The organism is Streptococcus parauberis NCFD 2020, from assembly GCF_000187935.1.
GTDB lineage: Bacteria > Bacillota > Bacilli > Lactobacillales > Streptococcaceae > Streptococcus > Streptococcus parauberis.
Genome location: NZ_AEUT02000001.1, coordinates 601,857 through 627,284, shown reverse-complemented (window position 1 = coordinate 627,284; position 25,428 = coordinate 601,857). Strand labels below are relative to the sequence as shown.

Sequence of the window (25,428 nt, the reverse complement as noted above, 5' to 3'; positions counted from 1 at the left end):
TTACAAAGGAGGAAAATTATGACTACATTTATTGAGAAACCAGTAACATTAGTTGGTAAACAATTTCAAGTTGGAGAAATTGCACCAGATTTCACACTGATCACACCGGATTTGGTAGAAAAATCACTCTCAGATTTCAAAGGGAAAAAAGTTATTAGTGTAGTGCCTTCAATTGACACTAGTGTATGCTCAACTCAAACGCGTACGTTTAATGAAGAATTGACAAAGTCAGATGACACATATGTACTGACAATTTCTTGTGATCTCCCTTTTGCCCAAGGGCGTTTTTGCGCAGCGGAAGGACTAGATAATGTGATCATGCTATCAGATTACTATGATAATTCATTTGGTAAAGCCTATGGCTTATTAATGGAAGAATGGCATCTATTAGCACGCGCAGTACTAGTACTTGATGAAGACAATAAAATTGTGTATACTCAATACTTAGAAAATGTTAATAATGAACCTGACTATGTTTCTGCAATCACAGCCTTAAAAGCAATCAAATAACTAAAAAGTACCATTATCAAATGGTACTTTTTAGTTTGCGACAGAAATTATTTTTAAAATATATCTAGAAATTTGTTCAGGGTCTTCTAAACATCCTTTACTTATCCAATGGGAGATAATTGAAATAATCGTTGTCATATAAACTTCAAGAGCATAGTCTAAAGGTATATCATATGATTCTTGAATCAAAAATTGATAGTTATCAATACTCAAAAGAACACTATAAATAAAATCAGCAAGTGTTTTTCTAAAATCTAAATTTGTAGATTGAGATAAGGCTGCAACAAGGGGATAGTTTGCCTTAAAGGCTTCTAAAGTTTTTTCTAAAATATGAGCAGTATCCGTGTAAATTATTTCATCATCTAAAATCATAAACAAATGATTGAAAAAATCTGCTTTGATCTGTTCAAGTAAATCATTTTTATCTTTGTAATGTAGATAAAAGGTCCCTCTATTTAAGTGGGCCTTTCTCGTTAATTCAAAGATAGTAATTGCTTCCAACTCTTTCTCATTCATTAATGAAATAAAAGCCTTATTAATAGCTGCTTTTGAATTCGTATGTCGTTTATTTACCAAAATTCTCTCCTTAAATCAACAGATTGCATTAGTCTGTTCTTGAAGATACTTTAAAGACATTATATAATAGACATAAAGTTAAATCAACAGCATGTTGATATAAGGAGATATCCAATGGCATATATAGAATTAAAAGAGTCATCCAAATATTATCAAATAGGAGAAAGCCAAGTTATTGCCAATAACAAGGTTACTTTTGATATTGAAAAAGGGGAGTTGGTCGTTATACTAGGAGCTTCTGGTGCTGGTAAATCAACTGTCTTAAATATCTTAGGTGGAATGGATACCAATGACCAAGGTCAGGTGCTAGTAGATGGTCAGCTCGTCTCCAGTTATAGTAGTAAGGAATTAACCAACTATCGACGCAATGATATTGGCTTTGTTTTCCAATTTTATAACCTTGTTCCAAATTTAACAGCCAAAGAGAATGTTGAATTAGCAGTAGAGATAGTAAGAGATGCATTAGATCCAGAAACAGTCCTAACAGAGGTTGGACTCTCACATCGTTTGGACCACTTTCCAAGTCAGTTATCTGGTGGGGAACAACAACGGGTGTCAATTGCAAGAGCATTAGCCAAAAAACCTAAAATTCTCTTATGTGATGAGCCTACAGGAGCATTAGATTATCAAACTGGTAAGCAGATTTTGAAATTACTTCAAAAGATGGCAGCAAATAAAGAAACAACAGTCATAATAGTGACCCATAACACTGCCCTTGCGCCAATCGCAAATCGAGTTATCCATATGCATGATGCTAAGGTTACAAAGGTTACTAAGAACGAAAATCCACTCAGTATTGATCAGATAGAATATTAAGGTGACACTATGATGAAAAAAACCTTATGGAAAGATATCTTCCGATCGATATGGCAAACAAAGGGCCGTTTTCTATCACTTTTTTTGCTCATGGCCTTAGGCTCATTTGCATTAGTTGGCTTAAAAGTCTCAGGACCAAACCTAGAAAACACAGCCAGACACTATATTAATCAGCATAGGCTAATGGATCTTTCAATAATGGGAAGTCACGGCTTTTCAAAAAAAGATCTCCAAGAGATAAAATCAATCCCAAATGCTACTTATGAATTGTCTCATCAAGTTGAAGCAAATTTCGATACTAGCGGTGCTGCCATTCGGCTACAATCACCTGACAAAAGAATTTCAACTAGTAGCTTACAAAAAGGTAGATTACCAAGCACTAGTTCAGAGATAGCTCTCTCGAGCTGGTATCAAAAGGATTATAAAATCGGGGATACTGTCAGAATCCATAGCCCAAAAACACAACTTTTAAACCAAGATTCATTCAAAATAGTTGGTTTTTACGAAAATCCAGAAATTTGGTCAATGAAAAATTTAGGCGCATCTCGGACAGGAGATGGTAATTTAGCTCTCTATGGTCTCATAGCTCCAAATGCTTTTAAAGGCGAAAAAAACCTTGCTCGCATTCGCTATAATGATTTAGCAAAATTAAATCCTTTTGGAATTAAATATGATAAAAGTTTGCAAACAAAGGAGGAGTCCTTAGAAAATATTTTTTATAATAATAGTAAAGAGCGACTTAAGGACTTACAAAAGAAGTCCCTATCACAAATTGCTGAAAATGAGCAAAAAATTACTGAAGCAGAAACTAATCTTTCAAATCAAGAAAAGAAACTAATTTATTTAAATGGCCCAGCTTTAAAAACTGCTAAAACAAAAATTGATCAGGCAAGAAAAGAATTAGCCAAAAAAGAAAAAACAATTGAGCAGGCTAAATCAGATGTCAAAGCAATGCCTAAACCAGTCTATCTAATCTCTAACCGTCAGACCCAAGAAGGTGGAGAAGGTTACCAGGTTTATCATTCATCAACCATTTCAATTGCGAATGTCAGTAATATATTTCCAGTAGTTCTGTACTTAGTTGCAGCTCTAGTTACATTTACTACGATGACCCGCTTTGTCGATGAAGAACGGACTAATTCAGGATTATTACTAGCAATTGGTTATTCAAAAAAAGATATCTATAAAAAGTTTATTATTTATGGATTTATTGCTAGTGCACTTGGTACACTTATCGGTGTGATTGGAGGAACCTATCTCTTATCAGCCATGATTGTTAAAATCTGTTTAAATAATTTAATTCTTGAGAGTGTCACTTATCATTTTTATTGGAATTATACTGCTTTGGCATTCTTTTTAGCTGCTTTATCAGCTCTCTTACCAGCATATTTAGTGGCTAGAAAAGAACTTAATCAGGCACCTGCTCAGCTATTACTCCCAAAACCACCAAGCAAGGGTGCTAAAATATTTTTAGAACGTCTTCCTATTATTTGGTCGCGTCTCACTTTTACACAGAAAGTGACAGCCCGAAATATCATTAGATACAAACTACGAATGATCATGACTATCGTAGGTGTAGCTGGTTCAGTAGCTTTACTATTTTCAGGGTTAGGTATACAATCTTCGCTTTCTAAAGTAATTGATAAGCAATTTTCTGAATTAACTCCATATGATATCTTACTAGTGTCCAAAAAAAGTGAAGAGAGTCAGAAAACTATTCAAGACTATTTTCATATACAAAATATCTCATCCTATCAAGAAATCAATTTAACTAGTTTGGACTTGGACATTAATGGGCAGAGAACTAATACCAAGGTCACTGTTCTTTCAAGCCAGAAACCGTCTTTAAAGCCTTATATGGAACTTATTGATGATGGAACAAAGAAACCATTATTAGTTCCTAAAAATGGCGTTTTCATCTCTACTAAACTCGCATCTTTTTATAACGTAAAACCAGGACAAAATCTAACATTAACAGATAAACACGGGAAAAACTTTAATGTAAAAGTAGCAAATGTAATTGATATGCGAGTTGGACATTATATTATTTGTTCAAACGACTATTATCAAAAAGCCTTTAAGCAGCTTGAGACTAATCCAGCCTTTCTGATAAATCTCCCTAAGCATTCAAGAAAAGATGTCAGATCCATCTCAAAATTTTTCATGAATAAGCCAGAAGTGATTAGTTTATCCAAAAATATCATGATTACTGATTATGTCCAATCAATTGTTGATTCATTAAATCAAGTGATGGCATTGCTTGTCATTTTGTCAGCCTCACTGTCATTAGTCATTTTATATAACTTAACGACAATAAATATTGCTGAGCGCATTCGAGAACTATCTACAATCAAGGTCTTAGGATTTTTTGATAAAGAGGTCACCATGTATATCTTCAAGGAAACAATTCTCTTGTCAGGAATTGGTATTATATTAGGATTGATAAGTGGTTATTATCTCCATCAGCTTTTAATGACTTTAATGGGTGCTTCTAATATGAATTTTGGAACGGATGTGGACTTATATGTTTATTTGGTTCCGGTCATAACAATTACACTTCTTATAATTGGTTTAGGCTTTATTGTTCACTTGTCACTAAAAAGGCTAGATATGCTAGATGCATTAAAATCAGTTGACTAAAAATTTGGGTGCAAAATGCATCCATTTTTCTTGTATTTCTTAGTACAATATGATAGTATTTAAATACCAAGAATTGATAGAAAGATACTAGATAATATGAAAAGCATTATTGATACTTACATTAATGATGGTAGAGAGAAAATGACTTTAGCAGAAACTGCAGACTGCTTTAAAGGCAAAGCAATTTCTAGCAAAATTGAAGAAGGCGAATTTGGATTGATTAATTTATCTGATATGCAAAAAGATGGAATCAATTATGAGCATTTAAGAACATTCCAAATGGAACGACGACAACTATTACGTTATATTTTAGAAGAAGGGGATGTCCTGATTGCTTCTAAAGGAACAGTTAAAAAAGTTTGTGTTTTTCATAAACAAGAAAATGACATTGTTGCTTCATCAAATATTACAGTATTAAGACCAAAAAAAGCTTTCCGGGGCTATTACATCAAGTTCTTTTTGGATTCACCAATTGGCCAAGCCTTATTAGATGAAGCAGATCATGGCAAAGATGTTATTAATCTGTCGACCAAAGATTTACTGGATATCTCTATACCTGTAATTCCCTTAGTTAAACAAGATTATTTAATAAATAATTATCTAAGGGGTTTGAACGATTATCATCGCAAATTGAATCGAGCCCAACAAGAATGGCAACATCTTCAAAATGAAATTGAAAAGGCTTTAAGTTGAGGGAGTTCACATGAATATTATTGAACGGACCCTTAAGATGGTCTTTGCTACAGTTATTTCAATTCTAATCGCACAATATTTCAAATTAGACTTTGCCAGTTCTGCAGGCATTATTGCTTTACTAAGTATACTGGATACTCGGAAATCTAGTTTGTCGGTGGCCTTAAGCAGATTCTTATCCTTCTTTCTAGCATTTGCAATTGCCATACTAATTTTTAAAGTAACAGGTTATACTCTATTAGCATTCTCAGTATACCTTTTACTAACAATTCCAATATTGTATCTCTTTAAATTGGAATCTGGATTAGTTCCAATTACTGTCTTAGTCAGCCATTTATGGGCTATCCAGTCAATTGCTCTATCAATGTTATTAAATGAATTTTATATTTTTGTCATTGGAACATGTGTTGCTCTTTTGTTTAATAGTTATATGGGATCAAATCAACGTAAAATTGCCCAATACCATAGAAAAGTAGAAGAGCAAATGAAAACAATTTTATTTGAGATGGAAGCAGATTTGTTGGAAGAATCAAGTCAAAGTAGCTTGTCAGAAATCCAACACTTAGAATCTAGTTTAAAAGAGGCATTAGGTCTTGTTTATCGGGATAGTTATAATCAATTATTTCAAGCTAGCAACTATCAAGTACATTATTTTGAAATGCGCAAACAACAAACTAAATTAATGAAACAGATGTTCGTAAGTATATCAAAAGTATCAGTAACGACAAGGCAAAGTATCTTACTAGCCCACCTGATTCACGAAACAGCTAGTCAACTCAGTCAAGGAAATCCAGCATTGACACTGATTGATGATATTGAACAACTATTAGAGACTTTTAGGCATGAAGAATTACCAAAAACACGATTAGAATTTGAAAATCGTGCCTCGCTATTTCAACTATTAAATGATTTGGAATCTTTTATATTGGAAAAAACAAATTTTTATCAAACTTATCAAGAGGGTGAGTTAACAAAGAGATAATTACAAAGGCTAAGATGAGCATATTCTTAGTCTTTTTTGCTATAATAGTAACCATGAATATCAGTGATTGGAGTAATCATGAAAGAAATTAAATGTCCTAAATGTCATACAGTATTTACAATTGATGAATCAGAATATAGTTTATTATTGTCACAAATAAGAGGTGAAGAATTTGACCGTGAAATTCAACAACGACTTACTAATGAATTAGCAATCCATCAAGAAAAAGCTAAAGGACTGTTACAAGAAAAATTGGCGGAGAAAGATAAGTCGATTCAAGAGTTAAGTAATCGACTCAGCCAATCTGAAAAAGATCAGACTATGGTTCGGCAAGAAGCTCTAGCTCAAAAGGATAAAGAGATTTATGAACTTGAAAGTCAACTTGAAAAGATTAAATCTCAAAATGCTTTAGATTTAGCCAAATCATTAACTGAAAAAGATAAAGCATTAACCCAGTTACAAAATAAGCTAGAAAAAATGGAACTGGAAAATCAGAGTAAATTACAGTCAGCAATGACAAGTATTGAAAAAGAGCGCGATGCCTTACAAAATCAAATTCTTCTTCAGGAGAAAGAAAGCGAGCTATCTCTTGCTTCCTTAAAACGTGATTACGATGCTCAACTTAAAGCAGCAAATGAACAAGTTGATTTCTATAAAAACTTTAAAGCACAGCAATCAACCAAAGCAATAGGAGAAAGTTTAGAATTATACGCAGAAACTGAATTTAATAAAGTTCGCGCTTATGCCTTTCCGAATGCTTATTTTGCTAAAGATAATGAATTATCAAGTCGTGGCTCAAAAGGGGACTATATTTTTAAGGAGAATATAGACGGGATAGAACTCTTGTCTATCATGTTTGAAATGAAAAATGAGGCAGACACCACCAAGACCAAACATAGAAATAGTGATTTTTTGAAAGAACTTGACCGTGATCGTCGTGAAAAAGGGTGTGAGTATGCCGTTTTAGTCACTATGCTTGAAGCAGACAATGATTACTATAACACAGGGATAGTAGATGTCAGTCATGAATATCCAAAGATGTATATCATTCGTCCTCAATTCTTTATTCAAATTATAGGTTTATTGCGAAACGCTGCTATGAATGCCATGACCTACAAACAAGAACTTGCTTTAGTTCGTGAGCAAAATATAGATATTACACACTTTGAAGAAGATTTGGATCTCTTTAAAAATGCCTTTGCTAAGAATTATCAGTCAGCAAGTAGTAACTTTAAAAAAGCTATTGATGAAATAGACAAGTCGATTAAACGCATGGAAGAAGTCAAACGCTTTTTAACTACCAGTGAGAATCAACTCCGTCTGGCAAACAATAAACTAGATGATGTCTCAATAAAAAAATTAACGCGTCAGAATCCAACAATGCGTGAGAAATTTGATGCTTTAAGAAATGAGTAAATAGGCTGCTTTAAAATCTTTTTGTATGTTAAGAGAAAGAAAAAACGTATAATCCAGATTGATAAAATAATCAGAAAATGAAAGAAAATTATGAAAAATGGAATAATAAATGTTAAAAAGGAAGCTGGAATGACTTCCCATGATGTGGTTTTTAAATTAAGACGCATTTTGCAAGAGAAAAAGATTGGTCATGGTGGAACCCTTGATCCAGACGTCGTTGGTGTATTACCAATAGCAGTTGGAAAGGCGACTCGTGTCATTGAATATATGACTGAAGCAGGGAAAGTCTACGAGGGAGAAGTAACGCTAGGTTTCTCAACAACAACAGAAGATGCTAGTGGTGAAATCATTGAACAAGTTCCTGTATCGAAAGATTTAACTGAAGAATTAATTGATGCCACGATGAAAACATTTATTGGTGAAATTACTCAGATTCCTCCTATGTACTCAGCTGTTAAAGTAAACGGACGGAAACTATATGAATATGCTCGAGCTGGTCAAACTGTTGAGCGTCCGGAAAGACAAGTTACTATTTATCAGTTTGAAAGAACTAGTCCTTTAACTTTCGTTGGCGGACTATGTCGTTTCTCTTTTAAAGTTGCATGTAGTAAAGGAACTTACGTAAGAACTTTAGCTGTGGATTTAGGTGAAAAGCTTGATTACCCAAGTCATATGTCAAAATTAATGCGGACAGCTTCAGCTGGTTTGACATTAGACAATGCTCTAACACTTAGTGAGATTGAGGAACTTGTAAAAAATCAAGATTACAGTTTCTTTCTTCCAATTAGTTTAGGTGTTTGTGATTTACCAAAAATGATGATTAGTGAAAGTGAAAAAGAGGAACTATCTTTTGGCAGAAGGATAGTCTTACCAAGCCAGGAAAAACTAGTTGCTGCCTTTTTTGATGATCAGTTAGTCGCTGTTCTTGAACAAAGAGAAGATGGTTATAAACCAAAAAAAGTCCTATTATAGGATTACTAGAAAAAGGGTATTATGAAAATTCAACAAATTAAATCATATAAAGATATTAGTGAAGATGACAAAACAGTCTTAGTACTGGGTTATTTTGATGGTTTGCACCGAGGGCATAAAGCTTTATTTGATAAAGCAAAAAGTTTGGCTAAAAAAGAAAATTTAAAAATTGTAAGCTTAACTTTTAATGAAACACCAAAACTCGCTTTTGCCAAATATAATCCAGAGTTACTTTTACACATTACTTACCCAGAAAAACGATATCAAAAATTTTCAGAACATGGAGTAGACCATCTCTACCTGATTGATTTTACAACGGCTTTTTCAAAAATTACCTCTGATGATTTTATAAAAAACTATATTGGAAGTTTAAATGCCAAATATATAGTAGTTGGCTTTGACTATAAATTTGGTCATAATCGTACTAATAGTGATTATTTACAACGCAATTTTGATGGGAAAGTCTATACAATTGATGAAGTTTCTTTTAATGGAAGAAAGATTTCTTCAACATGGATTAGAGAAGCTATCAAATCTGGTGATGTGAATGCTGCCAATCAATTATTAGGTTATGATTTTACGACAAGAGGGATGGTAGTTCACGGGGATGCGCGTGGTCGCACCTTAGGATTTCCTACAGCTAACTTAGCACCAATTGATCGTACTTATCTGCCAGCTGATGGAGTATATGTTACAGATGTCTTAGTTAATGGACGAATCTACCGCTCAATGACAAGTATTGGTAAAAATATTACCTTCGGCGGAGACGAGCTGCGTCTCGAGGTTAATATCTTTGACTTTGATGGTGATATCTATGGAGAATCTTTAGAAATTATCTGGTTAGATAAAATAAGAGATATGGCTAAATTTGAGGGCATTGAAGATTTAATAGATCAATTAAATAATGATAAAGAGATTGCATTAAATTGGAAAAAAGATAGCAAATTTAATTAAATTTTTGTATAATGAGGTAAGTAGAAAAATTAGAGGAAAAGTATGGTTACCTTATTTTTATCACCAAGTTGTACTTCGTGTCGTAAGGCGCGAGCATGGCTGTTAAAACATGAAGTGAATTTTCAAGAACATAATATAATTACCAGTCCCTTAACAAGAGATGAACTTTTATCAATATTATCATTTACGGAAAACGGGACAGAAGATATTATCTCAACTCGTTCAAAAGTATTTCAAAAATTAAATATAGATGTAGAAGATTTATCCATTTCTGACTTAATTGATTTAATTGCATCAAATCCTAGTCTTTTGAGACGTCCAATTATCATGGATAAAAAAAGAATGCAAATTGGTTTTAACGAAGATGAAATCAGAGCATTTTTACCAAGAGATTACCGTAAACAAGAATTACGTCAAGCAACAATTAAAGCAGAAATTGAGGGATGACATGTCAACTAATTATAATTATCCACTTGATATAAACTGGAGCACTGACGATATCACATCAGTGCTTCATTTTTTAAATCAAGTTGAACTTGCTTATGAAGGAAAAGTTAATGCTAAAAATCTCTTGCAGGCATACTCGGCGTTTAAAAAAGTAGTTCCGAGTAAAGCTCAAGAAAAACAAATTGATCGTGAATTTGAAAAAAGTAGTGGCTATTCTACCTATAAAGTAGTTCAAGCTGCCAAAAAACTTGAGGAAGGATATTTTACACTTGATAAATAAATTCGACTTTGCAAAATCATTAATCTATGATGCAGCTGATTTCATTAAAGAAAAAATGTCTGGACAATTGGATATCCAGGTTAAAAGCAACCATGACGATTTAGTTACAAATGTGGATCAAGAAACTCAGGACTTTTTGATTTCCCAAATAAAAAAACACTACCCTCAAGACAATATATTAGCTGAAGAGAATGATGTCAGACATCCTATCAATGATGGTTCTGTTTGGGTAATTGACCCAATTGATGGAACTGTCAATTTTATTGTACAGGGTGAAAATTTTGCTATTATGTTAGCTTACTTTGAAGATGGAGTAGGCCAATTTGCCTTTATATATGATGTTATGAAAGATCAACTCCTTGCGGGTGGTGGTCAATTTGATGTTTTATTTAATGATAAAAAAGTACTTCCTTATGAGCCTAAGGGTTTATCAGAATCATTAGTCATTTGTAATTCAGGAATGTATTTAGAAAATTATTGTGGTTTGATGAATTTAATTAGACAGTCATTAGGTGTTAGGATTTATGGCGGAGCTGGTATTTCAATCATTAAAGTCTTAAGGCAACAAGTATTTGGCTACTTTTCATATATTCAGCCTTGGGACTATGCAGCTGCGTATATTTTTGGTGAAAGATTAGGTTATGTACTTCTCACTATTGAAGGTGAAAAACCAGATTTTCAAACTCGGCAGAAGGTAATGTTTGTTCCAGAAGCAGAGCTTCCAGTATTAAAAAAAATATTGAATTAAGCTTGAAATACTAATGATATATTTAGATTTCAAAGAAAAATATAATGTCTGCTTTTTTCGTAAAATCCAGATAAAAGTTCTTCCTTTGAAATGCTAGTTATGTTACTATAATGATTGAGTTGAAAAATCAACCTACCCTAATATTTTATGAATAGGAAATAAATCAATGAATATTAAAAAGAAATTCTTTTTGTTTAGTTTGTTAACAATATCAACACTATTTTTGACAGCATGTTCAAGTTGGATTCAAAAAGGTGAATCCATTACAGCTGTTGGGTCAACGGCATTACAGCCACTAGTTGAAGCGGCAGCTGATGAATTTGCAAGTACACACCTTGGTAAAACAATAAATGTTCAAGGCGGTGGTTCTGGAACTGGTCTTTCTCAAATTCAATCACAATCAGTTCAAATTGGGAATAGTGATTTGTTCGCTGAAGAAAAAGATGGTATTGATGCTAAAAAACTTACTGATCATCAAGTGGCAGTAGCTGGACTAGCAATTATTACAAACAAAAAAGTTAAAGTTTCAAATCTTACAACTGACCAATTAAGACGGATTTTTTCTGGTGAATATACAAACTGGAAACAAGTTGGTGGTCAAAATCTAGAAATTTCTGTTATTAATAGAGCAGCAAGTTCTGGATCACGTGCGACATTTGACAATGTTATCATGGGGGATGTTCCAGCTAAACAAAGTCAAGAACAAGATTCAAACGGTATGGTTAAATCGATTGTTGCTCAAACTCCGGGAGCTATTTCTTATTTAGCATTTTCTTACGTTGATAAAAGTGTTAAAGCACCTAACCTAAATGGTTTTTCTCCGAATGCGGAACATGTAAAAACCAATGACTGGCCAATTTGGTCTTATGAACATATGTATACTTATGGAAAAGCAGATGGTTTAACTAAGGAATTTCTTGACTTTATGACTTCTGAAGAAGTACAAAAGAAAGTTGTTACACATATGGGTTATATTCCAATGACTGAGATGAAAGTTGTTAAATCTCATGATGGAAAAGTTTCAAAGAAATAGTGGGAGTATTATGAAAGATCAGGAATTAGCTAAAAAATTAGTTTCGCCATCTAAAAATTCACGTTTAGAAAAATTTGGTAAAACATTAACATTTTTATGTTTAGCTTTAATCGTTTTTATAGTTGCAATGATTTTAATTTTCGTTGCTCAAAAAGGGTTGTCAACCTTTTTTGTTGATAAAGTAAATATTTTTGATTTCTTATTTGGTAAAGAATGGCAACCGAGTTTGAAAGATAAGAATGGTATGCCTTATCTTGGAGCACTTCCAATGATTACAGGTTCTTTTGTCGTAACAATCCTTTCTGCTATTATTGCAACACCATTTGCAATTGGAGCAGCAGTATTCATGACTGAGATTTCACCAAAATATGGTGCAAAATTACTACAACCAGCTGTTGAATTACTGGTTGGTATTCCTTCAGTTGTTTATGGATTTATTGGTTTACAAGTAATTGTACCCTTTGTTCGTTCACTATTTGGCGGCACTGGTTTTGGTATCTTATCTGGGGTTTGTGTGCTTTTTGTTATGATTCTTCCAACTGTAACCTTCATGACTGTGGATAGTTTGAAAGCAGTCCCACGTCATTATCGTGAAGCAAGCATGGCTATGGGTGCAACTCGTTGGCAAACAATCTGGCGTGTTGTATTGAATGCTGCTAGACCAGGAATCTTTACAGCAGTCATCTTTGGTATGGCTAGAGCATTTGGTGAAGCACTTGCTATACAAATGGTTGTTGGTAATTCAGCTGTTATGCCTACTTCACTTACAACACCAGCGGCGACATTGACATCTGTATTAACAATGGGTATTGGTAATACAGTTATGGGAACTGTTCAAAATAACGTTCTTTGGTCATTAGCCTTAGTATTATTATTAATGAGTTTAGCATTTAACTCAATAGTTAAATTAATTACGAAAGAGAGAAAGAGAAATTATGAACGCTAAAAAGATTGATAAATTAGCAACTGGTACTTTGTATACCATTGCTGGAATCATTGTAGCTATTTTAGCTTCATTAATTCTATATATTCTCGTCCGTGGTTTACCGCATGTTTCTTGGTCTTTCTTAACTGGTCGCTCGTCTTCATACGAAGCTGGTGGTGGGATTGGTATCCAACTATATAACTCATTTTTTCTACTAGTTATTACGTTACTCATTTCAATTCCCCTCTCAACGGGTGCTGGTATTTACCTTGCTGAATATGCAACTAAAGGCCCCCTTACTAACTTTATCCGTACTTGTATTGAAATTCTTTCATCTTTACCATCAGTTGTTGTTGGTTTATTTGGTTATTTGATATTCGTTGTCCAATTTCAATATGGTTTCTCCATTATTTCAGGAGCCTTAGCTTTAACTGTATTTAACCTTCCACAGATGACTCGTAATGTAGAAGATAGTTTACTTCACGTACATCATACACAAAGAGAAGCAGGGTTAGCACTTGGACTATCCCGTTGGGAAACTGTTTTCCATGTAGTTATTCCGGAAGCACTTCCTGGTATTGTAACTGGGATTGTCTTAGCATCAGGTCGTATCTTTGGTGAAGCGGCTGCTCTAATCTATACAGCTGGACAATCAGCACCGGCTCTTGATTGGTCAAACTGGAATCCATTAAGTATTACAAGTCCAATTTCTATTTTCCGTCAGTCTGAGACACTAGCTGTTCATATTTGGAAAGTAAATAGTGAAGGGACTATTCCTGATGGAACTTTAGTATCTGCTGGTAGTGCAGCAGTATTATTAATCTTTATCTTAATTTTTAACCTATCAGCTCGTTTACTCGGTAAGAGACTTCATTCAAGAATGACAGCAGCTAAATAGGTTCAAGGAGAAATAATGACTGAATATAATTGGAATGAACGTCATATCATGACCTTCCCTGAGGAAAAAATTGCTTTATCTACAAAAGAATTACACGTCTATTATGCAGGTAATGAAGCGATCAAAGGGATTGATATGCAGTTTGAAAAAAACAAAATTACGGCTCTTATTGGCCCTTCTGGTTGTGGTAAATCAACATATCTCAGAAGTTTGAATAGAATGAATGATACCATCGATATTGCTAAAGTTACTGGTGAGATTAATTATCATGGTATTGATATCAATAGTCCAGAAATGAATGTTTTTGAAGTTAGAAAAAATATTGGAATGGTTTTTCAACGTCCAAATCCTTTTGCAAAATCAATATATCGTAATATCACTTTTGCTCATGAGCGTGCTGGGGTTAAAGATAAACAGATCTTAGATGAGATTGTTGAAACTTCATTAAAACAAGCAGCACTTTGGAATCAGGTAAAGGATGACCTACACAAATCAGCGTTTACCTTATCTGGTGGACAACAACAGAGATTATGTATTGCAAGAGCAATTTCAGTGAAACCTGATATCTTATTAATGGACGAACCTGCATCAGCATTGGATCCTATTGCAACTATGCAATTAGAGGAAACAATGTTTGATTTGAAAAAAAACTATACAATTATCATTGTTACTCATAATATGCAGCAAGCTGCTCGTGCAAGTGATTATACAGCATTTTTCTATTTGGGTGACCTGATTGAATATGATAAAACACGCAATATTTTCCAAAATGCTCAATGTAAATCAACAAATGATTACGTATCAGGTCATTTTGGATAGAGAGGGCTCCTATGACAGAACCAATATTACAAGTTAAAGACTTATCTGTTTACTATAACAAGAAGAAAACATTAAATAATGTATCTTTGGATTTTTTCCCTAATGAAATTACAGCCTTGATTGGCCCTTCTGGATCTGGTAAATCAACTTTGTTACGTGCTATTAACCGCATGAGTGATTTGAATCCAGAAGTTACAGTTACAGGAACAATCATTTATAATGGACATAATATTTATAGTCCTCGAACTGATACAGTAGATTTAAGAAAAGAAATTGGGATGGTATTCCAACAACCAAATCCATTTCCAATGTCAATCTATGAAAATGTTGTTTATGGTCTTCGTTTAAAAGGTATCAAAGATAAACAAGTTCTTGACCAAGCTGTTGAATCCTCATTAAAAGGAGCTTCAATTTGGGTTGAAGTTAAGGATCGCTTGCATGATTCAGCCTTAAGTTTATCTGGTGGACAGCAACAACGTGTTTGTGTTGCTAGAGTATTAGCAACTAGTCCAAAAATTATTTTATTAGATGAGCCTACCTCAGCATTAGACCCAATTTCAGCCGGAAAAATTGAAGAAACTTTATTTGAATTAAAAAAAGAATATACTTTAGTAGTTGTAACTCGTTCAATGCAACAAGCTTCTCGATTATCTGACCGAACAGGATTTTTCCTTGCCGGCGATTTACTTGAAGTCGGTAATACGAAAACAATGTTTATGAATCCTAAGAGAAAAGAAACCGAAGATTATATTTCTGGTAAATTCGGATAATTAATTGAAAACTATCTCAATACGTTTATGAACAAATATAGATATATAGAAAAGAAGGGAAGATTATGCTTAGAAGTAAATTTGATGAAGAATTAGACAAATTACATAATCAATTTTATTCAATGGGGACAGAAGTTTTAGCACAAATTAATAAAACTGTTCGCGCCTTTGTTAGTCATGATCGTGATTTAGCAAAAGAAGTCATTGAAGAAGATGATACTATTAACGAATTCGAAACCAAACTTGAGAAGAAATCACTTGAAATTATTGCTTTACAACAGCCTGTTTCAAATGATTTACGTACTGTTATCACTGTTCTTAAAGCATCAAGTGATATTGAACGTATGGGTGACCATGCTTCGTCAATTGCAAAAGCAACAATTCGTATGAAGGGTGAAGAAAGATTACCACTTGTTGAAGAACAAATTAACTTAATGGGTAAAGCTGTTAAACACATGGTTGAGGATGCTTTAAATGCCTATATCAACGGTGATGATAAAAAAGCATACGAAATTGCTGCACATGATGAAATCATTGATAATTATTTCCGTGATATTCAAGCATTAGCAGTTGAAGAAATTAGAAAAACTCCAGATGCTGTTTTTGCAGGGAAAGAATACTTCCAAGTGCTTATGTATTTGGAAAGAATCGGTGACTATGCTCGTAATATTTGTGAGTGGATTGTTTACCTTAAAACTGGAAAAATTATTGAATTATAAGTTAATATGATATAATAGTGGTTAGAAATATTTTCTAATCACTATTTTAGACTGAGGAGTTTTATGAACAAAGTAGAACATTTGATCGAGAAATTTAGTCCTGAAAATTATAATTTATTTTTAGACATTAATCGTGAAAATAAGACCTTCACTGGGAATGTAGCCATTAATGGTGAAGCATTTGATAACCATATTTCGTTTCATCAAAAAGATTTAGAGCTTCATTCTATTCTATTAGATAACGAAGATCTTGTATTTTCAGTGGATCATGCAAATGAAGCAGTCCATGTTGAATTACCTACAACTGGTACAATGACAGTTGTCATTGAATTCTCCGGTATTATCACTGACAATATGACAGGAATTTACCCATCATACTATACAATTGACGGTAAAAGTAAAGAAGTCATTTCTACTCAATTTGAAAGTCATTTTGCTCGCGAAGCTTTCCCATGTATTGATGAACCACAAGCTAAAGCAACGTTTGACTTAAGCATCAAATTTGATCAAAAAGAATCTGAAATTGTTATTTCTAATATGCCGGAAACCAATGTGGAATTGCGACAAGAAACTGGTATCTGGATTTTCGATACAACACCTCGCATGTCCTCTTATCTACTCGCATTTGGTTTAGGTGATTTACATGGTGTCACTGCTAAATCCAAAGGTGGAACAGAAGTTGGTGTATTTGCGACTAAAGCACATCCTACTTCATCATTAGAGTTTTCATTAAATATTGCTGTTCGTATTATTGATTTTTATGAAGAGTATTTTGGTGTTTCATATCCAATTCCTCAATCTTATAATCTTGCCTTACCCGATTTTTCTTCAGGAGCAATGGAAAACTGGGGCTTAATCACTTATCGTGAAATCTATTTATTAGTTGATAAAAATTCAACAGCATCAAGCCGTCAGCAAGTAGCACTAGTAGTAGCTCATGAGTTAGCTCACCAATGGTTTGGTAATTTAGTTACTATGAAATGGTGGGATGATTTATGGTTGAACGAAAGTTTTGCTAACATGATGGAATATGTATCAGTTGATGCAATTGAACCAGCTTGGAAAATTTTTGAAGATTTCCAAACTGGTGGAGTTCCACTTGCGCTAAAACGTGACGCTACTGATGGCGTTCAATCAGTTCATGTAGGTGTTAACCATCCAGATGAAATTAATACACTTTTTGATCCAGCAATTGTTTATGCAAAAGGAAGTCGTTTAATGCATATGCTGAGACGTTGGATTGGTGATCAAATTTTTGCAAAAGGTTTGAAAATTTACTTTGATAAGCACCAGTATGGAAACACAGTCGGTAGAGACTTGTGGAATGCCTTAGCTGAAGCTTCTGGAAAAGATGTTGCAGCCTTTATGGATGCTTGGTTAGAACAGCCTGGATATCCAGTCTTAACAGTAAAAGTTGAAAATGATTCATTGGTACTTAGTCAAGAGCAGTTCTTTATTGGGGATCACCAAGAACAAAACAGAATTTGGCCAATTCCTTTAAATAGCTCATGGACTGGTATTCCTGACACCTTGACAGAAGAAACTTTAGTGATTCCTAACTTTAGTCTAATTGCAAAGCAAAATCAAGGACCACTACGTTTTAATACAGAAAATACTGCTCACTATATTACTAATTATCAAGGCCAATTATTTGAAAATCTAGTTGATCATCTTGAACAATTGGATAACACCAGTCTACTCCAATTAATTCAAGAGCGTCGCTTATTAGCAGAGAGTGGAATGATATCATATGCCCAATTGGTAGAATTCATTTCAGCCTTTAAAGCCGAAAAATCATATATGGTTGCATCAGCAGTTCACCAAGTATTAACAGGTCTTGGAAATTTCGTTGATGAAGATTCTGATGAAGAAAAAGCTTTACACCAATTAATTCAATCAATTTACCAAGCTGATTATGAACGTCTTGGATTTGAGAAAAAAGAAAATGAATCAGATGAAGACGAAATGGTCCGTCAGATTGTTTTAAATCAGCTAATTCTTACAGGTCAAGTAGATGTTTTAGAGAAAGCCAAAGTAGTTTATCAAGAGCATCAATCAGACATTGCTCAATTGCCTGCTGCAATTCGTCGTTTTGTTTTGATTAACAAAATTAAATATTTTGAAGATGAAGTAGCTGTTGATCATTTGTTTGATACCTATATTCACACAAATAATAACAATATTCGTTTGGATATTGCGGCAGCTTTATCAAAAACTCATCAAGACCTAACTTTGAGACGAATTCAAGCCAGCATGAAAGACAAAGCTATCGTTAAACCTCAAGATTTAGCAATGTGGTATAGTGCCTTATTAAGTCAGCCATTTACTCAAGAAAAAATATGGGAATGGGCTCGTCAAGATTGGGAATGGATTAAAGCGGCCTTGGGTGGCGATATGAGTTTCGACCGTTTCGTTATTTACCCTGCTAACCACTTTAAAACTGCTCAACGTTTAGCTGAGTATAAAGCTTTCTTCGAGCCTAAGTTAGATGATATGGCAATAAGTCGTAATATTAAAATGGGTATCAATGAAATTTCTGCTCGTGTTGATTTAATTGATAAAGAAAAAGCAGCGGTTTCTCAAGCCTTATTAGCATTATAAAAAAAAAAGAAAGCCTCTGGCTTTCTTTTTTAGTTAAAATTAAGCTTTTCATGCTATTTTATTTAAAATAAGCTAAAATAGTAATTAAAAGTGTTTTATAAGATAGATGGAGATGAGATGATAAAAATATTATTAGTCGAAGATGATTTGAGTTTGTCCAATTCAATATTTGATTTTTTAGATGACTTTGCTGATGTCTTACAAGTTTTTGATGGTGATGAGGGGCTTTATGAGGCTGAAAGTGGTGTCTATGACTTAATTTTGCTTGATTTAATGCTTCCAGAAAAAGATGGTTTTCAAGTTTTAAAAGAACTTAGGGAAAAAGATATTCATACAGCTGTGTTAATCATGACCGCTAAAGAGAGTCTTGATGATAAAGGTCATGGTTTTGAATTAGGAGCTGATGATTATTTAACTAAGCCGTTTTATCTTGAAGAATTGAAGATGCGCATCCAAGCATTACTCAAACGTTCTGGCAAGCTGATGGACAGTAGTCTATATTATAAAAATCTAAAAGTTGATACAGAACGTAATGTCGTTACTGTTGATGAGAAGGAAGTGGAATTACTTGGAAAAGAGTTTGAATTACTTGTTTATTTCCTTCAAAATCAAAACGTTATTTTGCCAAAATCACAGATATTTGATCGAATTTGGGGATTTGATAGTGATACAACAATTTCAGTCGTAGAAGTTTATGTTTCAAAAATACGAAAAAAATTGAAGGGAACAAAATTTGTTGCTGATTTACAAACTCTTCGGAGCGTTGGCTACATTTTAAAAACAAATGAATAAGATAAAATTATTTTTTAAGTCAGGGAGCTTTGATCATTTCTTTCATTTCTTCACTGTTTTTACAAGTATTTTTGTTATTATGACTTTTATCATATTACAAATTATGCGCTTTGGTGTCTATTCAACAGTTGATAATAGTTTGAATCTTGTTGCAAAACACTCTACTCTTTATGCTGATAAAGCGATGGAACAGATTTCACTCTTTAATTTTGATAATCAGAATTTTAATGAAGCGACGAGTCGCTATAAGTCATCTTTGATTACTGATCCTGTTGGTAATACTGACATTATCTTATATAGTGCTGATGGAACAATTTTAAATCCCTTTGATGCTTTTTCAAACTTAAATTATTTTAAATTAAATCCACATCAACTTAATAAGATAGTTACCCAAAAAAAAACAAATTTTTACGGACATGATGAAAAGTTTCATACTGTCACCATTAAAGTTCAATCAAATAATTATCCTGCCGTTTCTTATCTCAGTGCGGTGGCAAATGTTGACCAACTTGATCGGGCTAATGAGCGGTATGAGAATATTATTATATTGGTTATGAGTATCTTTTGGTTAATTTCCATTTTTGCAAGTATCTATTTAGCTTATTGGAGTCGAAAACCTATTGTTGAGAGTTTTGAAAAGCAGAAGTCATTTGTTGAAAATGCTAGTCATGAATTAAGGACGCCTTTGGCTGTGTTACAAAATCGCTTAGAATCTTTGTTTAGGAAGCCAAACGAGACTATCTTAGAGAATAGCGAAGCCATTGCTTCAAGTCTTGAAGAAGTAAGAAACATGCGTATTTTGACGACTAATCTCCTAAATTTAGCTAGACGAGATGATGGGATTGATGTAAAGAAAGAAGAAATTGGCGCTTCATTCTTTGATCCTATTTTTGAAAATTATAAGCTAATTGCGGAAGAAAATGGGATAAAATTTCAATCATTTAACGAAGTTTCCTATAAATTTGTCACTGATAAAGCTTTGTTAAAACAATTAATAACCATCTTATTTGATAATGCTGTGAAATATACAGCTGAAAATGGGAATATTGTAATCCTCGTTAAAACGACTGAGAAATCACTCTTACTTCGTGTTAGTGATAATGGCATAGGAATTTCTAATTCAGATAAAGAGAGAATTTTTGATCGCTTTTATCGGGTTGATAAAGCTAGGACGCGTCAAATTGGTGGATTCGGTCTAGGCCTAGCATTAGCTAAACAGATTGTGGTCACTTTAAAAGGTGATATTACAGTCAAAGATAATTTTCCTCAAGGAACTATTTTTCAGGTCAAATTATAATAAAAAAAGACTTAGTATTTAACTAAGTCTTTTTGACTGATGTCAAGAAAAAGAAAAAAACTCCTGAAGGAGTTTTCATTGGATATTGATTAGCCAAGTTTTGCAGCAAGACGTGCTTTATCGCGGCTTGCTTTATTAGTATGAATCAAACCTTTTGATGCAGCTTTATCGATGCTTGAAGTAGCAGCGCGGTAAAGTTCTTCAGTTGGGTTAGCTTCATATACTTTGATAGCAGTACGCATAGCTGATTTTTGTGCTGAATTTTTTTCGTTTGATTTAACGTTAAGTTCAGCGCGTTTAATAGCTGATTTAATATTTGCCAATGTTTTCACCTCCAAATTAATCTAACTACACTATTATATAGAATAAATACTTGTTTGGCAAGTCTTTCTCACCGTTTGACGAAAATTTCATCAATTTTATGGTCTTTTGCTTTATGTAAAATAAGCTCTGCCCTAGTTCTAGTTGGTTCGATGAACTTTTTTAAGTTTTCTAAGTTAATTGTTTTCCACACATCTTTAGCAAAAGTTATTGCTTCATCACGAGGCATTTTTGCATACTTAGAATAAAAACTAGTAGCGTCATCTTTAGCCAGATCTAGAATACGTTCAAAGCGTTCAATATACCAGTCTTCGATATGATTAGAATCTGCATCGATGTAAATTGAAAAATCAAAATAGTCACTCATATAAATATGATTGTTTTTTGGATTTTGAAAAACATTAATACCTTCGACAATTAAGAAATCTGGATTTTTAATGACTTGACGTTTGTCTGGAATAATGTCATAGATTTCATGTGAATACATCGGGATTTCAGCATCTTCACCAGTCTTCATTTTATCTAGGAATTCTAAAAGCAATTCCATGTCATATGATTCAGGAAAACCTTTACGATTGAGAATATTATGTTTCGTGAGATAAGCATTCGGATGTAAAAATCCATCTGTCGTAACCATTTCAACTTTGCTCGATCTAAAGGTACGTGACAATAAAAGCTGTAATAGACGGCTGGTTGTTGATTTACCTACAGCTACTGAACCTGAGATGCCAATAATGAATGGACGGAAGCCAATTTCTTTTTTTAGAAAAATTCCTTTAGTAAATGAAAGATTCTCTTGATTGATTTTATAGATTTTAATTAAATTGAGTAGTGGAAGATAAACTTCCGTTACATCTTTGATATTAATATTATCATTCAAACTGGTAATTGTTTCTAGCTCATCTTCAGTTAATAGAGGTTTAACTTTTTGATGTAACTCTTTCCATGATTTTCTAGATATTCTATCAAAGTTTGTATAATCTTTTGTCATCTATCTCTCCTGTTATTCGGCATTAGCTTAATTATAACACGAGAAAAACGAAATTGTAAGGAAAGGGCTTTCTAAATTTAATAATAAAACAGTAAAAATACATTATGTGTATAAACTTTCTAAAATAATGAATAGAATTCTATCAACTAAAAGACGAACATTATCATGAAAAACAATTATAACAAGCGTCTTGTAAACCATTTCAAAGTATGGTAGAATGAAAAAGCATCTTAAAAAGATAGGAATTTCTATGGCAAATATGTATTATGATGAAAACCCAGATAGTCAACATGACATTCATGAATTAAGAGTTTCCTTACTAGGAGCCACTTTTACATTTTTAACGGATGCTGGTGTTTTTTCAAAAAAAATGATTGACTATGGTAGTCAAGTATTATTGAGTACTTTATACTTCCATCCAGGAGATAAAGTCTTAGATCTCGGCTGTGGATACGGCCCGCTCGGAATTAGTTTAGCTAAAGTTCAAAAAGTCGATGCCACAATGGTTGATATCAACAACAGAGCTATCGATTTATCTCAAAAAAATGCTGAGAGAAACGGTGTTACAGCTACAATTAAACAGTCCAACATTTACGGTAATGTTCAAGGAACTTTTGATCACATTATTAGTAATCCACCAATCAGGGCTGGAAAACAAGTTGTCCATGAAATTATCGAAAAAAGTATAAATTTTTTAAATAATGGTGGGGATTTGACTATTGTGATTCAAAAAAAACAAGGTGCACCAAGTGCAAAGGATAAAATGTCTTCAATTTTTGGTAATGTTGAAATTATCAAAAAAGATAAAGGTTATTACATTCTTAGGAGTATAAAGGATGAGAACAGTTGATTTAATTCAAAAAAAACGTGATGGTAAAGAGTTATCGACTCAAGAAATTGAGTGGTTAATTTCAGGATATGCTGATGGCAGTGTTCCTGATTATCAAATGGCTGCCTTTGCAATGGCAGTTTACTTTAAAGGAATGTCTACTCGTGAAACTCGTGACTTAACAATGAGTATGGTTAAGACCGGAGATCAGATTGATTTGTCTGCTATTAACGGGATAAAAACTGATAAACACTCAACAGGTGGTGTAGGGGATAAAGTTACCCTAATTTTAGCTCCATTAGTTGCAAGTTTTGGGGTACCCGTTGCAAAAATGAGTGGACGAGGTCTTGGTCACACTGGAGGTACACTTGATAAGCTTGAAGCTATTAAAGGTTATCAAATTGACCGAAGTCAAGATGAATTTATTAAACAAGTTCAAGAAATTGGTGTTTCTGTCATTGGACAGTCCGATCGGTTAGTAAAAGCAGATAAATTACTTTATGCTTTACGTGATGTAACAGCAACAGTTGACATTATTCCCCTTATCGCAAGTTCAGTAATGAGTAAAAAAATTGCAGCTGGAGCAGACAGCATCCTGCTAGATGTAACAGTTGGTGATGGGGCCTTTATGAAAACCATTGAGGATGCAGAAAAGCTATCGCGCCTTATGGTTGATTTAGGAAAAGAAGTTGGTCGCAAAACTATTGCTGTTATTACTAACATGAGTCAACCCCTAGGACAAGCAATCGGAAATCGTTTAGAAGTTCTGGAAGCAATTGACATCATGCGAGGAAAAGGTCGCGACGATATCACTCATTTTATCTGTGAATTAGCACAATTGATGTTAGAATTAGCTGGAGTGGAGAAAAGTCTCGAAGAGATTAAAGACCAATTAGTTAATGGAAAAGCACTAAAAAAATTCGAAGAGATGATTTCTTATCAAGGTGGGGATTTAGAAGATTTATATCGTCCTTCTAATTCACCTGTTAAAACAGAAATTTTAGCAAAAGAGGAAGGCTATATTTCTGAATTGCCAGCTTTGGAATTTGGATTAATTGCTATGAGATTAGGTGCAGGTCGTGCAGTAAAGACAGACCCATTAGATTATGAAAGTGGAATTGTCTTTGAGAAAAAAGTTGGCGATTACATTACTATTGGACAAGTCATCGCAACGGTTTATTCTTGTGAAGATTTAGATCAAAATGTGCTTACAGATTTCGAAAAAAATGTTAAAATAAGTAAGGAACACTTTGATACAAAAGAGATTATTGAAATCATATCCTAAGGAGGATACATTTGTGAAAATTAATAAATATATTGATCATACTTTGCTAAAAGCTGACTCAGTTAAAGGTCAAATTGATCAATTATTAGAAGAAGCTAAGGAATTTGACTTTGCAAGTGTCTGTATAAATCCTTCATGGGTTTCATACTGTGCTAAAGAACTAGAAGACACAGATGTTAAAGTTTGTACTGTAGTTGGATTTCCATTAGGTGCAACAACTGCTGAAACAAAAGCCTTTGAAACAAAAAATGCCATTGCAAACGGTGCAGATGAAATTGATATGGTCATTAATATTGGTTTATTAAAACAAGGCGATTTCCAAGCTGTTGAAGATGATATTCATGCAGTTGTTGAAGCAAGTGGTGATAAATTAGTTAAAGTTATTATTGAAACATGTTTATTAACTGATGAAGAAAAAGTTAAAGCTTGCCAACTTTCAGTTGCTGCTGGTGCTGATTTTGTTAAAACATCTACGGGATTTTCAACAGCAGGTGCCAATATTTCAGATGTTAAACTAATGCGTCAAACAGTGGGACCTGATATTGGTGTTAAAGCTGCTGGGGGAGCTCGTTCTTTAGAGGATGCCGCAGCATTTATCGACGCTGGTGCAACAAGAATTGGTACTTCATCTGGTGTGAAAATTGTACGTGGGGAAATTGCTAATGGTGGCTATTAATTTAGTTCAATTAGCAATTGATGCAAGTAAACATGCTTATGTTCCATATTCTCATTTTCCTATTGGTGCCGCATTACTTACAAAAGAAGGACATGCATTTTCAGGCTGTAATATTGAAAATGCTAGTTTTGGTTTGACAAATTGCGGAGAGAGAACAGCTATTTTTAAAGCAGTCTCTGAAGGCTATCAAGAATTGTCAGAAATTGTCATTTATGGTCAGACCAAAGATCCGGTTTCTCCATGTGGAGCATGCCGTCAAGTCATGGCGGAGTTCTTCCCATCTACAGCAAAAGTAACTTTAATTGCAAAAGATGGCAGAACCCAGGAAATGACAGTAGGTGACTTACTACCCTATTCTTTTACAGATTTAAAATAATCTGACTTATTTTGTTATTCAGCCATAAGGCTTTATATTATTTTTCAGCAAGTAATTGCTAG

Annotated in this window: 27 protein-coding genes; 24 read left to right on the top strand and 3 right to left on the bottom strand. The window is 33.6% G+C overall.

Annotation, left to right across the window (positions count from 1 at the left end):
* The first annotated feature begins 18 nt into the window (after positions 1-18).
* The gene (tpx, locus tag SPB_RS03120; protein WP_003106028.1) at positions 19-510 is read left to right on the top strand and encodes a thiol peroxidase; all 492 of its coding nucleotides are present in this window, start codon (positions 19-21) and stop codon (positions 508-510) included.
* Between the two features lie 30 nt (positions 511-540).
* On the opposite strand, the gene SPB_RS03115 is transcribed toward tpx, so the two are convergent.
* Positions 541-1,086, bottom strand: a complete 546-nt coding sequence (locus SPB_RS03115) for a TetR/AcrR family transcriptional regulator (RefSeq protein WP_003104861.1) — start codon at positions 1,084-1,086, stop codon at positions 541-543.
* A gap of 114 nt (positions 1,087-1,200) precedes the next feature.
* Here SPB_RS03115 and SPB_RS03110 point away from each other — a divergent pair, with 114 nt between their 5' ends.
* From SPB_RS03110 to SPB_RS03020, 19 genes are all read left to right on the top strand, one after another.
* On the top strand, positions 1,201-1,902 hold the full coding sequence (locus SPB_RS03110) for an ABC transporter ATP-binding protein (RefSeq protein ID WP_003103729.1): 702 nt from the start codon (positions 1,201-1,203) through the stop codon (positions 1,900-1,902).
* A gap of 9 nt (positions 1,903-1,911) precedes the next feature.
* The gene (locus tag SPB_RS03105) at positions 1,912-4,542 is read left to right on the top strand and encodes an ABC transporter permease (protein WP_003103089.1); all 2,631 of its coding nucleotides are present in this window, start codon (positions 1,912-1,914) and stop codon (positions 4,540-4,542) included.
* 96 nt (positions 4,543-4,638) lie between these two features.
* Entirely contained in the window at positions 4,639-5,235 is a 597-nt protein-coding gene (locus SPB_RS03100) for a restriction endonuclease subunit S (RefSeq protein WP_003104389.1), read from the top strand.
* A gap of 10 nt (positions 5,236-5,245) precedes the next feature.
* A complete protein-coding gene (locus tag SPB_RS03095; RefSeq protein WP_003103800.1) occupies positions 5,246-6,217 on the top strand; it encodes an aromatic acid exporter family protein in 972 nt (323 codons plus the stop codon).
* Between the two features lie 78 nt (positions 6,218-6,295).
* Positions 6,296-7,633, top strand: coding sequence for a DUF2130 domain-containing protein (locus SPB_RS03090; protein WP_003102843.1), 1,338 nt, complete (start codon positions 6,296-6,298; stop codon positions 7,631-7,633).
* Between the two features lie 90 nt (positions 7,634-7,723).
* Positions 7,724-8,605, top strand: a complete 882-nt coding sequence (gene truB / locus SPB_RS03085; protein ID WP_003105432.1) for a tRNA pseudouridine(55) synthase TruB — start codon at positions 7,724-7,726, stop codon at positions 8,603-8,605.
* Between the two features lie 21 nt (positions 8,606-8,626).
* Positions 8,627-9,559 (top strand): bifunctional riboflavin kinase/FAD synthetase, encoded by a 933-nt coding sequence (locus SPB_RS03080; protein ID WP_003103014.1) that lies wholly within the window; start codon positions 8,627-8,629, stop codon positions 9,557-9,559.
* Positions 9,560-9,601: 42 nt separating this feature from the next.
* Positions 9,602-10,006, top strand: a complete 405-nt coding sequence (locus tag SPB_RS03075) for a Spx/MgsR family RNA polymerase-binding regulatory protein (RefSeq protein ID WP_003105969.1) — start codon at positions 9,602-9,604, stop codon at positions 10,004-10,006.
* Between the two features lies 1 nt (position 10,007).
* Positions 10,008-10,286: a UPF0223 family protein gene (locus tag SPB_RS03070; protein WP_003104353.1), complete on the top strand. Its 279-nt coding sequence runs from the start codon at positions 10,008-10,010 to the stop codon at positions 10,284-10,286.
* Positions 10,276-11,034 (top strand): inositol monophosphatase family protein, encoded by a 759-nt coding sequence (locus tag SPB_RS03065; protein ID WP_003103151.1) that lies wholly within the window; start codon positions 10,276-10,278, stop codon positions 11,032-11,034. The genes SPB_RS03070 and SPB_RS03065 overlap by 11 nt, the downstream gene beginning before the upstream one ends.
* A gap of 166 nt (positions 11,035-11,200) precedes the next feature.
* Positions 11,201-12,067, top strand: coding sequence for a phosphate ABC transporter substrate-binding protein PstS family protein (locus SPB_RS03060; RefSeq protein ID WP_003102551.1), 867 nt, complete (start codon positions 11,201-11,203; stop codon positions 12,065-12,067).
* Between the two features lie 10 nt (positions 12,068-12,077).
* Positions 12,078-13,013 (top strand): phosphate ABC transporter permease subunit PstC, encoded by a 936-nt coding sequence (gene pstC, locus SPB_RS03055; RefSeq protein ID WP_003105400.1) that lies wholly within the window; start codon positions 12,078-12,080, stop codon positions 13,011-13,013.
* Complete coding sequence (gene pstA, locus SPB_RS03050) at positions 13,003-13,890, top strand: phosphate ABC transporter permease PstA (RefSeq protein WP_003105656.1); 888 nt, start codon at positions 13,003-13,005, stop codon at positions 13,888-13,890. The genes pstC and pstA overlap by 11 nt, the downstream gene beginning before the upstream one ends.
* Positions 13,891-13,905: 15 nt before the next feature.
* Positions 13,906-14,709 carry a phosphate ABC transporter ATP-binding protein PstB gene (gene pstB / locus SPB_RS03045; protein ID WP_003104892.1) on the top strand — a complete coding sequence of 268 codons (804 nt, stop codon included), beginning with the start codon at positions 13,906-13,908 and terminating at the stop codon, positions 14,707-14,709.
* A gap of 11 nt (positions 14,710-14,720) precedes the next feature.
* Positions 14,721-15,479 (top strand): phosphate ABC transporter ATP-binding protein PstB, encoded by a 759-nt coding sequence (gene pstB, locus SPB_RS03040; protein WP_003104047.1) that lies wholly within the window; start codon positions 14,721-14,723, stop codon positions 15,477-15,479.
* Positions 15,480-15,544: 65 nt separating this feature from the next.
* A complete protein-coding gene (gene phoU, locus SPB_RS03035) occupies positions 15,545-16,198 on the top strand; it encodes a phosphate signaling complex protein PhoU (protein WP_003103398.1) in 654 nt (217 codons plus the stop codon).
* A gap of 63 nt (positions 16,199-16,261) precedes the next feature.
* The gene (locus tag SPB_RS03030; protein ID WP_003105115.1) at positions 16,262-18,799 is read left to right on the top strand and encodes a M1 family metallopeptidase; all 2,538 of its coding nucleotides are present in this window, start codon (positions 16,262-16,264) and stop codon (positions 18,797-18,799) included.
* A 117-nt stretch (positions 18,800-18,916) separates the two neighbouring features.
* Positions 18,917-19,591, top strand: coding sequence for a response regulator transcription factor (locus tag SPB_RS03025; RefSeq protein ID WP_003104260.1), 675 nt, complete (start codon positions 18,917-18,919; stop codon positions 19,589-19,591).
* A complete protein-coding gene (locus SPB_RS03020) occupies positions 19,584-20,888 on the top strand; it encodes a sensor histidine kinase (RefSeq protein WP_037621127.1) in 1,305 nt (434 codons plus the stop codon). The genes SPB_RS03025 and SPB_RS03020 overlap by 8 nt, the downstream gene beginning before the upstream one ends.
* Before the next feature lie 89 nt (positions 20,889-20,977).
* Here SPB_RS03020 and rpsT read toward each other — a convergent pair whose 3' ends face one another.
* Positions 20,978-21,211 carry a 30S ribosomal protein S20 gene (rpsT, locus tag SPB_RS03015; protein ID WP_003105398.1) on the bottom strand — a complete coding sequence of 78 codons (234 nt, stop codon included), beginning with the start codon at positions 21,209-21,211 and terminating at the stop codon, positions 20,978-20,980.
* Between the two features lie 68 nt (positions 21,212-21,279).
* Positions 21,280-22,200 (bottom strand): type I pantothenate kinase, encoded by a 921-nt coding sequence (gene coaA, locus SPB_RS03010; RefSeq protein WP_003105987.1) that lies wholly within the window; start codon positions 22,198-22,200, stop codon positions 21,280-21,282.
* A gap of 250 nt (positions 22,201-22,450) precedes the next feature.
* Here coaA and SPB_RS03005 point away from each other — a divergent pair, with 250 nt between their 5' ends.
* From SPB_RS03005 to SPB_RS02990, 4 genes are read left to right on the top strand one after another with little or no spacing between them, the layout of a single operon-like run.
* Positions 22,451-23,050: a class I SAM-dependent methyltransferase gene (locus SPB_RS03005; protein WP_003103028.1), complete on the top strand. Its 600-nt coding sequence runs from the start codon at positions 22,451-22,453 to the stop codon at positions 23,048-23,050.
* Positions 23,037-24,314 (top strand): pyrimidine-nucleoside phosphorylase, encoded by a 1,278-nt coding sequence (locus SPB_RS03000; RefSeq protein WP_003102832.1) that lies wholly within the window; start codon positions 23,037-23,039, stop codon positions 24,312-24,314. The genes SPB_RS03005 and SPB_RS03000 overlap by 14 nt, the downstream gene beginning before the upstream one ends.
* A 13-nt stretch (positions 24,315-24,327) precedes the next feature.
* Entirely contained in the window at positions 24,328-24,990 is a 663-nt protein-coding gene (gene deoC / locus SPB_RS02995; RefSeq protein ID WP_003103647.1) for a deoxyribose-phosphate aldolase, read from the top strand.
* Positions 24,977-25,366, top strand: coding sequence for a cytidine deaminase (locus SPB_RS02990; protein WP_037621125.1), 390 nt, complete (start codon positions 24,977-24,979; stop codon positions 25,364-25,366). The genes deoC and SPB_RS02990 overlap by 14 nt, the downstream gene beginning before the upstream one ends.
* Positions 25,367-25,428 lie beyond the last annotated feature (62 nt).